This is a genomic window from Brenneria izadpanahii, from assembly GCF_017569925.1.
Lineage (GTDB): Bacteria > Pseudomonadota > Gammaproteobacteria > Enterobacterales > Enterobacteriaceae > Brenneria > Brenneria izadpanahii.
On the sequence record NZ_CP050854.1, the window covers coordinates 4,115,124 to 4,129,448 of the forward strand.

The 14,325-nt window shown below is 55.1% G+C and carries 16 protein-coding genes and 3 pseudogenes; 1 reads left to right on the plus strand and 18 read right to left on the minus strand.

The annotated features are described in order from the left end of the window. Nucleotides 1-21: 21 nt before the first annotated feature. The 7 genes and pseudogenes from HC231_RS18335 to HC231_RS18365 all read right to left on the minus strand — a co-directional run bounded on the left by HC231_RS18335 (nt 22) and on the right by HC231_RS18365 (nt 4,416). A pseudogene (locus HC231_RS18335) lies at nt 22-1,511 on the minus strand (TIGR03752 family integrating conjugative element protein). Further along, nucleotides 1,498-2,403: a TIGR03749 family integrating conjugative element protein gene (locus tag HC231_RS18340; protein ID WP_208228155.1), complete on the minus strand. Its 906-nt coding sequence runs from the start codon at nt 2,401-2,403 to the stop codon at nt 1,498-1,500. Before HC231_RS18340 ends, HC231_RS18335 begins: the two are co-directional and overlap by 14 nt. Then, nucleotides 2,400-3,071, minus strand: coding sequence for a PFL_4703 family integrating conjugative element protein (locus HC231_RS18345; RefSeq protein ID WP_208228156.1), 672 nt, complete (start codon nt 3,069-3,071; stop codon nt 2,400-2,402). Before HC231_RS18345 ends, HC231_RS18340 begins: the two co-directional genes overlap by 4 nt. Beyond that, entirely contained in the window at nt 3,068-3,433 is a 366-nt protein-coding gene (locus HC231_RS18350; protein ID WP_208228157.1) for a TIGR03750 family conjugal transfer protein, read from the minus strand. The genes HC231_RS18345 and HC231_RS18350 overlap by 4 nt, the downstream gene beginning before the upstream one ends. Before the next feature lie 11 nt (nt 3,434-3,444). Continuing rightward, a complete protein-coding gene (locus HC231_RS18355) occupies nt 3,445-3,810 on the minus strand; it encodes a TIGR03745 family integrating conjugative element membrane protein (RefSeq protein ID WP_112104537.1) in 366 nt (121 codons plus the stop codon). 31 nt (nt 3,811-3,841) lie between these two features. Further along, nucleotides 3,842-4,084, minus strand: coding sequence for a TIGR03758 family integrating conjugative element protein (locus HC231_RS18360; RefSeq protein WP_208228158.1), 243 nt, complete (start codon nt 4,082-4,084; stop codon nt 3,842-3,844). Continuing rightward, nucleotides 4,084-4,416 carry an integrative conjugative element protein, RAQPRD family gene (locus HC231_RS18365; RefSeq protein ID WP_208228159.1) on the minus strand — a complete coding sequence of 111 codons (333 nt, stop codon included), beginning with the start codon at nt 4,414-4,416 and terminating at the stop codon, nt 4,084-4,086. The genes HC231_RS18360 and HC231_RS18365 overlap by 1 nt, the downstream gene beginning before the upstream one ends. A 168-nt stretch (nt 4,417-4,584) precedes the next feature. On the opposite strand from HC231_RS18365, the gene HC231_RS18370 reads away from it, so the two are divergent. Continuing rightward, the gene (locus tag HC231_RS18370) at nt 4,585-4,917 is read left to right on the plus strand and encodes a hypothetical protein (protein ID WP_208228160.1); all 333 of its coding nucleotides are present in this window, start codon (nt 4,585-4,587) and stop codon (nt 4,915-4,917) included. 311 nt (nt 4,918-5,228) lie between these two features. On the opposite strand, the gene HC231_RS18375 is transcribed toward HC231_RS18370, so the two are convergent. The 11 genes and pseudogenes from HC231_RS18375 to HC231_RS18425 form a co-directional block, all read right to left on the minus strand. Then, the gene (locus HC231_RS18375; protein WP_208228161.1) at nt 5,229-5,987 is read right to left on the minus strand and encodes a TIGR03747 family integrating conjugative element membrane protein; all 759 of its coding nucleotides are present in this window, start codon (nt 5,985-5,987) and stop codon (nt 5,229-5,231) included. Continuing rightward, a pseudogene (gene traD, locus HC231_RS18380) lies at nt 5,971-8,075 on the minus strand (type IV conjugative transfer system coupling protein TraD). The gene HC231_RS18375 and the pseudogene traD overlap by 17 nt, the downstream one beginning before the upstream one ends. 41 nt (nt 8,076-8,116) lie before the next feature. After that, the gene (locus HC231_RS18385; RefSeq protein WP_208228162.1) at nt 8,117-8,743 is read right to left on the minus strand and encodes a restriction endonuclease; all 627 of its coding nucleotides are present in this window, start codon (nt 8,741-8,743) and stop codon (nt 8,117-8,119) included. Continuing rightward, the gene (locus tag HC231_RS18390; protein ID WP_208228163.1) at nt 8,740-9,264 is read right to left on the minus strand and encodes an integrating conjugative element protein; all 525 of its coding nucleotides are present in this window, start codon (nt 9,262-9,264) and stop codon (nt 8,740-8,742) included. Before HC231_RS18390 ends, HC231_RS18385 begins: the two co-directional genes overlap by 4 nt. A 2-nt stretch (nt 9,265-9,266) precedes the next feature. Next, nucleotides 9,267-9,935, minus strand: a complete 669-nt coding sequence (locus HC231_RS18395; RefSeq protein WP_208228164.1) for a transglycosylase SLT domain-containing protein — start codon at nt 9,933-9,935, stop codon at nt 9,267-9,269. Beyond that, a complete protein-coding gene (locus HC231_RS18400; RefSeq protein WP_208228165.1) occupies nt 9,914-10,636 on the minus strand; it encodes a TIGR03759 family integrating conjugative element protein in 723 nt (240 codons plus the stop codon). The genes HC231_RS18395 and HC231_RS18400 overlap by 22 nt, the downstream gene beginning before the upstream one ends. 10 nt (nt 10,637-10,646) lie before the next feature. After that, nucleotides 10,647-11,420, minus strand: coding sequence for a hypothetical protein (locus HC231_RS18405; RefSeq protein ID WP_208228166.1), 774 nt, complete (start codon nt 11,418-11,420; stop codon nt 10,647-10,649). Continuing rightward, nucleotides 11,417-12,040 (minus strand): PFGI-1 class ICE element type IV pilus protein PilL2, encoded by a 624-nt coding sequence (gene pilL2 / locus HC231_RS18410; protein WP_208228167.1) that lies wholly within the window; start codon nt 12,038-12,040, stop codon nt 11,417-11,419. Before pilL2 ends, HC231_RS18405 begins: the two co-directional genes overlap by 4 nt. A gap of 145 nt (nt 12,041-12,185) precedes the next feature. After that, nucleotides 12,186-12,626, minus strand: coding sequence for a DUF29 domain-containing protein (locus tag HC231_RS18415; protein WP_121555155.1), 441 nt, complete (start codon nt 12,624-12,626; stop codon nt 12,186-12,188). Between the two features lie 74 nt (nt 12,627-12,700). Next, a pseudogene (locus tag HC231_RS18420) lies at nt 12,701-13,242 on the minus strand (single-stranded DNA-binding protein). A gap of 68 nt (nt 13,243-13,310) precedes the next feature. Then, nucleotides 13,311-13,775 carry an STY4534 family ICE replication protein gene (locus tag HC231_RS18425; RefSeq protein WP_208228168.1) on the minus strand — a complete coding sequence of 155 codons (465 nt, stop codon included), beginning with the start codon at nt 13,773-13,775 and terminating at the stop codon, nt 13,311-13,313. Nucleotides 13,776-14,325 lie beyond the last annotated feature (550 nt).

Sequence of the window (14,325 nt, forward strand, 5' to 3'; positions counted from 1 at the left end):
TCATGGAAGGTTCCCCTGTAATCAGTCCAATCCGCCAGTGCTACCGTCTGCGCCTGGCAGACTGAAGTCGTCATAACGCACCTTGCGCCCCTGGGTCTCAAAATCGATCGCCAGTTGACGGGTGATATGGATAGCCAGTTTCTGACCCGGCGGCACATAAATGGCATCAAACATCATCCCGTACCGCTCACGCACCCAGTCAGCCGTTTCTTTCATACTGCCGGACAGCGCCTTGCCCAGAACAGCCTGGCCGGCACTGCCCGTCATGGTGGAGGTGATACCGTTGACGTTATTTTGCGTGGTGTACTGCCCCTGGCTAAATGCATCACCGGCGGCGCTGGCGCCGGAAAGGGCAGCAATGGTAGGCAGATAGGTCGAGGCATTGGACTTACGCTCACCGCTGATACAGGGGATACCATTGTCATCCGAAATCCAGCCAATGCCGGCATTAGTGCTCACGTCCTTGCCGTTGCCACCGCTGTTACCGCTGCCAGCATTGGCGTTAGCTTTCGGCAACGTACGAATCGTGCCATCAGCAAAGACAAACGTAATGCTGTTGACCTGGCCTCGCACACAGGAAAGCGTCCAGTCACCGCTGGCGGTGCCTGATACGACAGCACCTTCGACGTCCGGCAGTTCAATGCCATTGGCCGTCAGGTTATCTTTGCCGATAAGCAATTTAAACGGATAGGGGTCGGTGACCGTACCGTTGATTGGCACCCGCCCCAACAGTGCGGTCATCGCGCGGCTACCCACCAATGTGGCGTTCTCCGGCAGGGTATAGACCGGCTCAACGTTCTCCTCCGCCCCTTTTTCATGGGTGTGGCCCTTCACCTGCTGCTCATACGCGGCTTTTTGCCGGGTTAACGCATTGTCAGCCAGGAAAGAGGTCGGGAACTGAGGCCCTTCTTTCGCACTGTTGGTATTGCGCGGATCGGGTTCTTTCTGATCTTTGGGGTTCACCCACATCAGGCCGTCCTGTCCAGACGCAGCGCGCCCATCACCGGCGCCCATTCCGTCCAGCCCCAGGCCTAACGGGATATCTGAATCGTGTTTCTTCTTATCCTTGTTGTTGGCCAACTGATCGGTCAGACTCTGAATTTTACCCATCAGCGTCTGCTGCTCCTGCTGGAGCTGCTGCTGACGTTGCTGAGCCTGTTTCTGGAACCCGGCAACCGCCTCGCTCACCTGACCCGAAACGTTCTGATTACGCTTGCGCAATTCCTCATTTTCTTTCAGGACATTATCGATATTTTTCTGCAACTCCGCCTGCTGGGTACGCGTAGTACGCAATGTGCCGACCAGGGTGCGCAGCGTGTCCTCCGGGGTATCGCCTTCAACCCCAGCGCATGCAGTTCTGCTGGAGATAAGTTGGCCAGCACACTTTGATCGTGCTGGTTTTTTTCAGGTGATTTGTTACCACCGCAGCTTTTCAGCCCGACAACAATCGCAGCCGCCAACACCCCAACCACAATCACCTTAGGCAGCATATTGGATTTAACGCTCGCCATACTCACCTCCTTGCTTCACCGCTTTACGCACAACGTTAGGTTCTGCAACAAAAGCGCCGTCCGGACGCCCGGCCGTGACCAGATACAGCGTAGTCGTGTCCTCCGGCGTGCCGACCGGACCGAGGAAGCGATGCTGGAATGTCGCCGTCACAAACTGTCCCTGCAGGTTGCGAGGATCCAGGACGATCTTGCGGCTGGCGGTGTTTTGTACCTTGAGCGCGACGACATTGCGACGGCCGATCCCCCATCCTCCCAGCGGCGTAACCGCCACCGGCTCTGACGGGTACAGCGTGGTGATACGTTTTGGCAGGTGAGGGTTAACCGGATGAATACCCGGTACCGCTTCAACCGTTCGCACCGGGCCGTACAGGCTTTGCGCCGCATAGCGTGTCAGCACAATCGGAAGCGGGGCGTTATATTTCGCCGGCTTGCGTTTCGTCTGGGTACCGTTATCAGCGCCGGGAGTCGAACTTTCTTCGCCAGTGGCGACGGCATTGTCTTTATCACTGCTGACCGATGTGACATCACCGCTGTAAACAAGACGCACCGGCTCGGTGGGGCCATTTTCTGCGGCAGTGACATCAAGGAGAATGAATTCACCACTCTCCACGTCCTGCAACTGCAGCCGGGTTTGCGGAAAGGCGCTGTCGGCTTTCAGATATACCGCGCCACCGCTGCTTTGCACGCGTAACTTATCGTTCAGCGACGGCGGGAAACCAACGCGCACATTTTTATCGACGAACAATACCCGCTCCTTACCCACGGCCAGCGGAATTGGCAGAGGAATACGCTCCCACTTCATCAACTCATCCGCATGGGCAGCCGGTGCGGTAAACGTCGCCGTCAGCGGTAATAAACCAAGGGCAAGCGCCAATACACGTACGTTGATCATTGGAACACTCCTTTTTTCTCCGGCGCGGGTTCTTGCGGTGCGACAGCCAGGCGCTGTGGGATACCGTCGTAGCAATCCAGCGCCATACCAAACTCATTACGTTCCGGATCGCCTTCCCAGCGAACAATTTTCAGCGGATAGCGCGTCAGCGCCCGCTTCACCGGCTCCCCGGCAAACGACTCATCGGCCACCAGGTCAAGACGCACAACCCAGTTGTCCCGTCCCTCGACCGTAACCGGATCCTGGTTATAGCGTCCGTTGTAGCCATGCTCCGGGATTTCGAACACCACGCGCGTTCTGCCAGTCAGCTCGCCGTTATCACTGCGTTTTTTCGCATCCGCCTGCAGGAAACGTTCGCACGATGGCGTCAGGTAGGCGGAGAGCGTGTTAATTTTTGCCGGGTAATCCACTTCGCCGTTTTTCGGCCAGGCATTGAGTTGCTGGAAAATATAGAACGCGAAGCTGTACACCGTGGAGGGCGGTATTTCCCACCAGGCGCGGGTAGAGCCGCTGCGTAAATCAGGAGGGTTATGGATGGTGAGATTATCCGGCGCCCGCATCCAGCCGACGCTGGCCACCAGAACGAAGAAGACCAGCACGCCGCAGGCTATACGCAATGTGAGAATATGCTGGTCACGGTTTTTTACCGCATGACGGAAACGGCTCATGTTGACCTCTTAACCACTCGGCTGCGCCGCAACGACCAGCCTTGTTTGTCGATAATGAGGGTGGGGTCACCCCACCCTATGCGACGTTTACGCTCCCCGAGACGCTGCCAGATATAGTTCTCCGGTTTACCGCGCTTGAGGCGCGTTAGCCGGCTGCCACCAAACCAGATGACGAGGAGTGGCGTCACCAGCATACCGGTGGGGACAACAACCCAACCGGCAAGCGGAAGAAACGGCAGCGACACAAGCAGACCCAGTCCCACACCGGCCAGCGCCGCCAGCCCCATCTCCGGGGTGGTAAAGCCCCGGAAAACCACCGGTTCAGCATTGAGGCGATCGGGTAAAAAACGGATAGTCTGCATCGTCTGCGACCTCAGAACAGAATTTCGGCAGATTTGCCAACCAGCCAGATAACAATGACCAACAACACGACGCCGACCAGCACGATGGCGCCAAATTTGGCCCAGTTCGCTTTACCGTCACGAACTTCCGCAAAGGTGTGAATGGCCGCATTGGCGACGATAAGGAAGGCCACCGCGGCGGCTACCAGGCCAATGACGACGATCCCATCCTGGAAGTAGCCTTTGATGGTTGACATCAGACCACCACCGCTACCGGTAGACGGTGCTTCAACGGTGGGTAATGCGGCCTGTGCCGGTTGGACAGCGGCATACGACAGTGACGTAGCCACCGCCAGTCGCGCGGAAAGATGACGAAAAAGACCTACAACAGCGTTCATAAGAGATTCCTTTTACGATAAGACAACACATTCAACTGGCGAACATCCAGGTTGAGATAACCAACAAAAAAACGAGCCTGACGCCGAAATGAATCAGCGCACTGTTACGCACGTTCTCGTTACTCCACCCTTGCCAGACATCAACCAATGCCCAGGCCGCCCACACGAACAGCGTCGCAAGTAACCCACCGATGCAAATCAACGAAAGGATATTGATTTCAACCCCGCCGCTGGCGGCGTTGAAGGCCTGTTCCTGTGCGCTACTCATGGCCATCAGGGACGCTCCCGGCGGTAATTGCCGGCGACAGCGCCGACGTCGCGCGGTTGCGCACGGGATGGCTCCAGGTAGCGTTCGATACCGGCATTGATGGTTTTGAGGTCGGACGTGGCGCGTTGATAGTCAAAGTAAAAACGGCCCTGTTCCGACGGATCCGCCTGAACAGCGGCGACTCGGGCGCGCTCCAGCGCCGACTGCACCTGAATCAGCATGCGCTGGGCAGACGCCAGCTCGTCCTTTTCAGATGCCAGGGCTGGCAGCGCAGTCAGCAGTGTCAGACCCAGCAGACAGCCGGCGCCGACACGACTACTCACAACGGGGATAGGCATACGAGCACTCCTTAGTGATTTAGGGTGCTGTCAGGGTGCGGTATCAGGCGGAGAAGGTCAGCGGATAACTCTTTATGGGTTTTTGATAATTTTCGGGACAAGAGATCAACTGGTATGAATCAACAGAAGTATACTTTTTCACTGTTTAGCAAAAGGAGAAACAAGGAAATGACACTGAAAGAAGTCAATGATATTGCAGTAATTCTTTTATATAGCGCTATACCGATAGCTTTCGCTGTTATGGCATCGGGGATTATCATTTTTATCGGTTGGTTTATAACGAATCTTCGTTATCGTAAAATAATAAGCATATCCTTAAATAACAATAAGTTGAAAAAGGAGGATTTACACACATTCCTCAATAAAGGGTATATAAGCTATAGATCACTCAGCCTGGTTTTAAAACATTTATTCGAAGAAGAATTAAAAAAACCGGGATTGATAATCATGCAGATACCCTCAGAGACATCATTAACTGGTACGAAGAACAAGAAGGTCTGATTGATCTCCCTAAAGATATCAGGACTAACCTTGAAGTAATCAAAAAACAAACCCCAGAAACCGAATATCAGATCAGCCGATTAGCAGCCAGTTTGAAAGATCTCTTCATAACCCGGGAACGACGTGAGAACAGATTAAGATGGTTCAGCTACATATCGGGTGGGGTCGGGATAATTGGCGTCCTATATGGCGTAATACAATCTGTTTGGTGAACCACCACTGACGCGCCGCTTTTCGCGGCTTGTCTGCTGACGGCGGCGCACAAAAACAAGTTTTGCACGCCGCCGTCCAGCTGGGATAACAGCCTGATATCAGAGGTATTTTTTGAAAGATGCGGTGGTCACAGTCACCGCGATCCCCAATAGAATCGCAGCCGGCAGCAGCAACAGGTTAGGATATACGGCTGTTGGCCAGGACAGATACAGCATGCAGGGGATATAAACAGCGGGTTTCACCATCCGTTTCGCATGGTGATATACAAAGCTCGATTCATACCCGGCGCCGTAACGGCGAATATCACGCCGCCCCATCCCTTCGGTCAATGCTACCAGCACCACCAACACAAAGAGTGGAATAGACAGCACCAGAATCGTGACGCGAATCAGGGCGATCACCGTGACATACATGCTCGCCAGCAGGAAATCCTGCAATGAATCTGCCAGTTGAGCACTCCAGTTGTTCAGTTCTCTGGCTATCGCATTCTGGCTGTGCGCTTGCGTCTCATAAGCGCGATGGATCCACGCCAGAAAGCCGCTGTCGACAAATGCCCACTGATAGACCACGCTGATCCAGCGAACCAGGGTGACCGACGGTTCCGACAACAGCAGACTGCGGGTAAATTCCGATGACAAATACCCTATTTCCGTATGCATCACCGCTTCACTGTGCGACGCCCCGAGCTCCGGCCAGAAGAACACCATTCCGACATATTCGATCACCAGACTCACAAAGAGCGAAGCCAGGAACATCCCGATCAATGTCCAGGGCCAGCACCACAGCACGTTGTAAATCAATCCGTGTTTTCGCGGCGGCACAGGATGCTGTGGCTGAGTATTATCCGTTTGCGACATGCGTTCTCCCTACCGTATCCGGCATGATCTGGCTCGCCGACCACCAGGACTCGCTAGTCCGGTAGTTACGCCTCATCTCCTCGGCAATTTTTTGCAGATTAGCGGGCATCAGTGCATCATCACCGTCACCGCTGGGCAACGGCATGCGAATTTTCCATAACTGCCCGCCTTCCAGCAGGGCAAACGCCTGGCCTTTGGGCAGATTGATCACGTCAGCCGGCGCCAGTAACGGTGTCTTCACTGTACTGACACGATCCTGGGTGCTGGAAGTAAAATCCTGCCCTTTCTCAACATCGGCGGTGTCTGCATGACCGGATACCAGGGTTTTGGTATAGACCTCCACCTCCGGCAATTGTGATGTCAGTAACTGAGCCGTCCGTTGCTCACGCACGCGCAACATAATCAGGGTATTGAAGTTACCGGTGACCTGGGCCGCTTTAGCCGCACTGCCGATACGGGCCTCGATGTCTGACTCGGTTTGCGTATAGGCTGTCACCTGAATGCCGGCGCCGCCGCCCTTATTGATTAGCGGGATAAACTCTTCCCCCATCAATTCATTGAACTCGTCACTGTGCAGGTTTATCGGCAGCTTGCCGTCGGATCGGGTTGGCAGTCCACCGTGCATACCGTGTTTATAGATATGGCCGGCTACGGATACCAGATCAGCGAACATGCTGTTACCGACGGCTGAGGCCACCACGCCATCGGACAACGCATCCAACCCGACATACACAATGCCGCGCTTGCGGATGACCTGCTCCCAGTCAAAAATAGGCCTCGGATCGGCCATATTCGTATAATCGGGCGCCAACAGTTCAGCAGTTTTGCCGGTCGTCAGCTTCTCCAGCAACGGCAGCAATGAAGCGACGATTTTGTCAAAGTAAGTGCGGTCATAACGCACGGCCGAGCGCAAACCATCCAGGATGGGATCATACAGTTGCTTGCCAATGTCAGAGCTCAACGCCATTTCCACCGCCATGATTTTTATTGCGTTCGGCTGGCCCTGCATGTTGCGCGGCACATCATCTTCCGTCAGCACCTGCAGGCTGTTATCAATCTGCTGCAGTAGCGCCGGTATCCGTTCCTCGATAACCTTATGAGCATAGGTCTCGTAAAGTTCATTAATGTTATTCACATAACGGGTGATCAGGGTGTAGTCAGGGCGTTGGCCCAGAGCGACCAGGGCGCGGGCGACGATATTGACGAACCGCCAGGCAAACTCGCGGAACGCGGCGCTGTTCCCCTCCCCACTTAACTGCCCGGAAATGCGGCCCGCCACTTCCGAAACACGCTCAAACCTGCCGACCGCGTTATAACGTGCAGAGATATCCGGCCACCCAAGATGAAAGATATACAACTCATCACTACGGCCGGCACGGTGGGCCTCAGCCCAGACCCGGCGTAACAGGTCCGCATCGCCTTTTGGATCGAACACGATGGTGATATCGCCGCGGCGGATATCCTGGGAGATCAGCAGTTCAGCCAGGCGGGTTTTACCGACTCGCGTCGTACCCAGCACCAGGGAGTGGCCGACACGTTCACCGAGCGGCATCGAGACATCGAGCTCATCCGGCTCAATGCCATGGATTGCCGGATTGCCCCCACCGGCGGCAAAGGCCTAACCGGATTCAGCGGCGAATCGGTTCGCAGCAACCGGGATAACCACGGCATGTTGTATTCGGTTTGCAGTTCCAGACGCCGCGCCATCTGATAAAGTTTTGGCGGCAGGACATACTTCTCGACTTCCGGCCGGCGCGTATCCATCAGGCGCTGGGTGTGTTTCTGTTGCCAGCGAAAACCTTTGCCAAGGAAAAGCCGTTGCCGGCTGACGGGGATCTGCGCGCTGGTCATGACATAACGGGGTAAGCGGCGCAGATTACGGCGGTAACGGATCACCTTCATGCCCTGACGTGCCCGAATAACCGACAGAACGGCGAAACCACTGGCGGTGACATAACTGACCGACGGCGCCAATGCCACCGACCAGGGCGCCACAAAACAAATCCCAGCAGCGGCGCCGGCGACAATTGCCGTATTGAGTTCCACCGCAGGACGCAGCAGCGCTTCCATCACATGGCGATTACTCATCGTTTTTTCTCCGTCCATACCGGCACTGTACCGGCAACAGATTAAAGGAAAGACGCATCGGATTGACTCCGTTGGGATTTAAAAGGGGTGAAGGAAACCGCATCCCAGGACGCTTTACCATTCAGCAGATCCAGCAGGCGCTGTCCGCTTATCAGTTGAACTTGAGGATGAGTGTTCAGTAATGATCGGCTGAGTTTGCCCGTGCGTCCGGTATGGATAAAGAAGCCGCCACAGCGTTCTCGCAGCAACAACGCCCCGAACTGCTGAATATGGGCCGGGGTAATCGTTTTACCGTAACGTTTGGCCTGGATGAGGTAACGCTGGCCATCGATAAACACTTGCCCGTCCAGCCCACCGTCGCCACTGTATGAGGCATTGCGAACGATCGGATATCCCTGACGTTCAAAAGCGAGTAATAACAACTCTTCAAACACATAGGGGTTGATTTTACGCAGGTATGCCAGGCGTTGCGCATCGCCAGATAATTGCGGCAAACGCTGAATCACCCGCTCAGCCTTGGTCCTGTAACGACGGTGACGCCTTGCGCTGGCCTTTTGGCAACCGCGCAGATTCAGCGTCACCATAACCACGATAAACAACCCGACCAGCAGCGTCGTCAGCAATGGGTTGGCCATCAATTCAGCGGTCAGGTGTGGCGCCGGCATCATGGGGTCACCTGCTGCGATAACCCGGTGTCTGTGATAAGTACCGGGTAATGGCTGAACTGCAGACGGCGCGCCAGCTCGCTGCCTGACGCCGGCGCCATAGGCACGCCGGGGGCCATTTCACGCAGTGACTGAAGCGCCGGAAAGTGGCTGACGTTCACCACCAATCCGGCGGCACGCCGGGACTTCAGGCTTTTCGCATTTGCCTGCAGCCAGGCACGGGAGGCGTCATCATCCCCCACAATAAACAAGGCGCCGATGCCCGGTAGATTCAGCGGTCGTGAGGCGACGTTCCCCGGGGTCAGATCCGGCGTGCTCACTGGCAACATCGCCGTTTCCGTTTCAGGCGCAGACAACGGGAGCGGCGGTTCCACAGGGGGGGAAGGCCGCACGTCCTGGCGATTGATCCCCTCAAAATAGGGTGCGGCATCATCGCCCCCTACATCGGCAATGACGTTCAAATTCGCTAATGCGGTGGCCGTTACCAGGTACAAGCCGAACAACAAAAAATTCACTTTACGCATAATTATTGGCTCCGTGGTTCTATCCAGGTCAACGCCGCGGTCTGTACCGGCATTGGCGTCATACGGGTCACGATGGCGGGAGCCGTCGTTCCGCCGTTAATCCGTGCCAACTTGGTTTTCACGATAGATTTGTAACGGGCGGCAGGAGCGCCGCCGGCGGGATGGTGATAGCAGCCGGCGGCCGCCAGCCAACTCCCCGGGTTACGGTCATAGCACTCTCGCAGAATGCTCGCGGCAGCGTTGAGGTTGGTATAAGGGTCAAATGCCTCCCAGGTCGACATAAAGTAGTGACCGTTCCAGCCCAGGTTGACCTGGGCAATGCCGACATCAATACGTTTACGCGGATGCGTTTTCAGGAAATTCTGCAGGGCTTCCCAAGCCTGCAGACGGCTGGCATATCGGTAACCTTTCCCGGCCACATTGATGGTCCATGGCCAGGGACGTTCGACCGAAGGGGGCTGGCCAGCACCCCGGGTAACAGAGGAAATGCTTTTGGGCGCCATCGAGGTTTCAGCCAGCGCCACCGAGTAGAGTGATTCCGCCGGCACCCCGTGGCGCATAGCCACTTCGCGGTAACCGGCCGGGATATCTTGTGCCGTAGCGGCCTGTCCGCAAACCGGCACCCCACATCCCACTAACAGCGCCAGGGTCAGAACGCGGCGATAGTCCATCCGTTTTCCCCCTGTTGCAACACAACCGGCATCAGGCCGTTGCCGAATTTCATCCAGCGGCCACCGTCATGATTGAGCGTAATTTGGCGCGCACGAACCTTATCAGCGGGAATGTGGTGCGCCCGGGCCCAGTCACGCAAAAAACTGTCGTTGCCCTGGCTGTCGACCAGGTAAATATCGACAGGTCGGTTGTCCGCCAGAACCGCCGCCAGACGCGCATCGCACTGGGCGCAATCTTTGGCCTTAACAAACAGGGCCAGGCGGCCGCCGGTATCGTGTGCAATCCCCGCGGCATTCCCCATATTGACCGGCAATACTCCCAGTCGCTGCCAGGCAGCATCCACCTCCCGCTGGAACTTCAGTTCTTTCTCGGTACGGGCAAATTCTTGCCTGACCCATTGTTCGGCATATTTTTTTCGTTCAGCATCGCTTCTCGCTTCAATGCCCAACGCCGTTAATGGATCGAGCCCGGGTGACTGCATACCGCGGGGGCCATCCATTAATTGTTGGTATCGCTGGTAATCCTCAACATTCAGCCCCCACTCGCCGGCCTGTTTCTGGAGATCCTGAGAAGTGCTCTGCGCGGTTTCCTGCCTGGAAACGTCCTGCCCCTGACTGTTTACAGTCTGGATCCTGGCGTGGGCAGAACCACAGGTTAGGAGCAGTACCGACAGGATAAAAAACGCGTTTTTTTGTCTCATCTAACATTCCTCACTGCACGTTGAGCGTCTGCAGACGGCCATTTACGCGGAATGTAGCCTGGCCAACCCCGGCGCTGACCAACTGCCATCCTGATACTGATTCTCCCTCGCCGATTAAACGCACCTGGGATAAATCACTGACCCCCTGCGGTGCCACAGCGGCGAATGCGGCAGTACCTCGCCGCTCAATACCCGTCAGCACAAAAGGCGCTTTACGCGCCACGCGGACGGCTGCTCGTGCAGGCGATTTAATCGGCGTAGCCGGATGCTTTGGGATGATTTTGGCCGTCGCAGACGGCGCGGCGGGGGCGGATGTTGATGGCTTTGTCGATGCGCCAGTTGAGCTTGCCGGGGTATCAGTCGTTGGTGTCGGGGCTGATGACGCCGACTTTTTGTATGCGGCGAGGTCATCTTTCAAAGCGTTCAAATCCGCTTGCTGAGCCTCCAGTTGCGCCTGCAACTGCTGCGGCAGTGCTGCGTTACTGATGATTGCCGCAAGTTTCGTCTCGAATTGCGCCTGGCGGCTTTCCAGCATGGCGACTTGCTGCTGTTGCGCCCCCAGCGTGTTGCGTAAAGACGTTACATCGTCTTGTGGCGACAGGTTTCTCTGAGCCTGCTCCAGTTGTGCAACGCGTTGATTAACGCCCTTAAGCGCATGACTGCCTGCCATGCCCATCATGAGGACAATCAATGCGCCTCCGGTGAGTCCCCAGAATGTTTTGCTGCGAAGGAGACCTTTTTGAGGCGCGGTCATCCGGGGCATGTGTTCCTTTTGTTCTGTCATTTTTTCAGCCATCCTGCCGTTGCCGGTACGGGTTTTACTGGCGGCGGCGCAATAGACGTCGCCGGTGCGCTGATCGGGGCAGAGACAACCGTCGCCGGCGGCAGCTGCGTGGCCGGCAACTGGTAGCCTTCGCGCAGGCTGTGGCAAACGACACGCTGTACATCGTCCACGTCAAGCTGCCACGCGGGCCCCGCCAGTACCTGCAACGCGGTACGTAAACGCATTGGCCCTAATTGGTACTGAACAGCCGGCAGAGCCTGTCGGTACAGCACACCGTTTGCCGGCCCCGTGGCGCACAGCGAGTATCCCGACTGGCGCAGGGCATAACGCAAGGCATCCGCCACCGTCGGTTTAACCGACGCCGGGATGCGAATATCGATAATCTGGGAGAGCGGATCGCGCTGGACGGAAGCAGGATCGGTGCTGACCAGTAAATAGCGGTCATAACGAACCACTTCCGGCGCCCGGGCATAAACGTCCGGGCTAACCGGTTGCACATTACGGGTAACGATGACAGGCGGCGTGACTGATGAAACATCACGTTGTTGCAGAGGTTGCCGGGGGGCGCACCCTGTCAGCATGATGGCCGCCAGGGAAGTGATGACGAGTGTTTTTTTCATCTGGATGGTTTCCTGTTCAGTGACAATTGACAGGTGTCACTGTGCGGTTACCGCCCACGGCCCTCAATTAACAACTCTTTTTGCAAAACAAAAAAAAACGCCAACCCGAAGGTCAGCGTTGATGATGAAGTCCAGATAACTCTATTTATGACTCAGGGTAGAAATCCGGGCTCATAATTTGTTCTGTTGTCCAAATGCATGAAGCCGGAAGTTTTTCCAAACCGATGCCCGTTTCTTTTGATGCTATAGCCAGCGCATCAAACCAGGTATCTTCCAACCATTCCTGATCGGCCAGAGTCACTTTCAGGCTTGGCGTTTTCTTAAGGCGGCGTTCAATCAAGCCTCGTTGCCCCTTAATCGTCAATTCCCAGCTCGCACCACGATGAGTGGGTTGAAATTGCCATTTGAGAAGGTGAGCAAGTAAAACCGCCATCCGGCTGGCCAGTTCGCGTTTTTCACTTTTACCCACGTCTTCTATCTCCTCGGCAATGTTTTCAATATCGAGCTGACTGAGTTTACCGGCACGTAGTAACGCAGCCTGTTCATTCGCCCAGGCTACCACGTCAGTATCATAACGAGTTCCCATGGGAGCCTCCGGTTAGTTAATAAAAAACATACGAGCAGACAAATCGTATGTCGAAGTATATCACACAGCCTTTCTTATAAAGCATGAATAGCTGATTTCGCTATTCCGTAACCAAACCCGAGAAACGGAATATCATCGTCAAAATCCATCGGAGGTTCATTTCCTCCTGATTGGGATTGAGGCTGTTGAGGCGCAGAACCACTGTGCGTTGGCTGCTGGGGCTGTCCCCATCCTCCCTGAGCACGTTGACCAGAGTTTGCAGACTGGGAACGACCGCCCAACATCTGCATCGTTCCCCCATACTGACCACGACTTCGGTTGAATAGCGGTCCTGGCCACTCTGATCCTGCCATTTACGGGTCTGGAGCTGGCCTTCGATATAGACCTGTGAACCTTTGCGCAGGTACTCACCGGCAATTTCAGCCAGTTTGCCGAACAGCACAACACGGTGCCATTCCGTTTTTTCCTTCTGTTCACCAGATTGTTTATCACGCCAGGTTTCGGAAGTGGCCAGTGACAATGTTGCTACTGCACTACCGGCCGGCAGGTAACGGATTTCAGGATCCTGACCAAGAAAACCGACAAGAATGACTTTATTTACGCCGCGAGACGCCATAATCGAATCCTCATAGGGAATAAGAAAGGGAAAAACGCCCCGAGAAACGCGGGGCGTAGAGGGCGTTATCAGAAGGAGTTTTCTGCGTATTGTTGCTGAGCAGAACCCTGCTGAGGCGGCGTGGAGTCAGATTTATCAGCCTGATAAACCTTCTCCTGGCCGATTTTGATCCAATCGACCTTGATCAGGCGGGCTTTCAGACTGACACGTTGTTCACCGGCATGTTCACCGCTGTTGAGCGTAAAAATGTCCGTTTTCAGGTTGCTGAGCACAAACCCAATCAGGACTTTTTTGTCTTCATCAACCGACTTTTGACAACGATTGATTAGGCTGCTGGCTTCTTTACCGGCGACCGTGACATCGAAACGCGTATAACTGGCGTTATCGGTCGGACCAGAAAGTCCGTTGATAACACAGCTGATAAAGGTGCCGTTAGAACCATTGACCTGGCGAACATTGCTGAGATACCCCATTCCTTTAATGGTCAGGTTGAAATATTCAGTTTTGTTGGACGTGTTTTGCACTTGAGACATGATGTTTTCTCCATGGAGTGTAGATTCGGTGACGGAGAAAGACACCTTCCCCGACGGGAAAAGTGTTTCCCGTCGGGAGTCTGCAAAGTCGTACGTCAATGCAGACAGTCTGGATTGTGAGATGGACCTTCATCACTGTTGAGTGATCCCCGTTCTCAAAGGTTAAACGGAGTTACCACCACAAGGGCATCCTCTTTCAGGCTACAAGGATATTCGCGATCGCCCGAAGGCGTTTCTCACAGACCGCTGAAACATTGGTTGGCACTCACCCGAAGGCGCTTCTCACAGAGTGCGGAAGCATTGGCTGGTTGTCCGGAGACAACAAGTAAGCCTGTTCATTTTTAATGCAAGTTATGTGAGTGTCAACGTTAATAACTAGTTTTGCGGGCGATAAAAATAAAAACGGCGTTGATCCGAAAATCAACGCCCTGGGGTCGGTACCTTAACCTTTCATATAATCAAACAGACTCCGGGGAGGAACCTAGTGTCCCGGCGCGTTTTTCACGGAGTCGCATGCGCCTTGTCAACCAACCTGAGTGTGGAGGCCGCT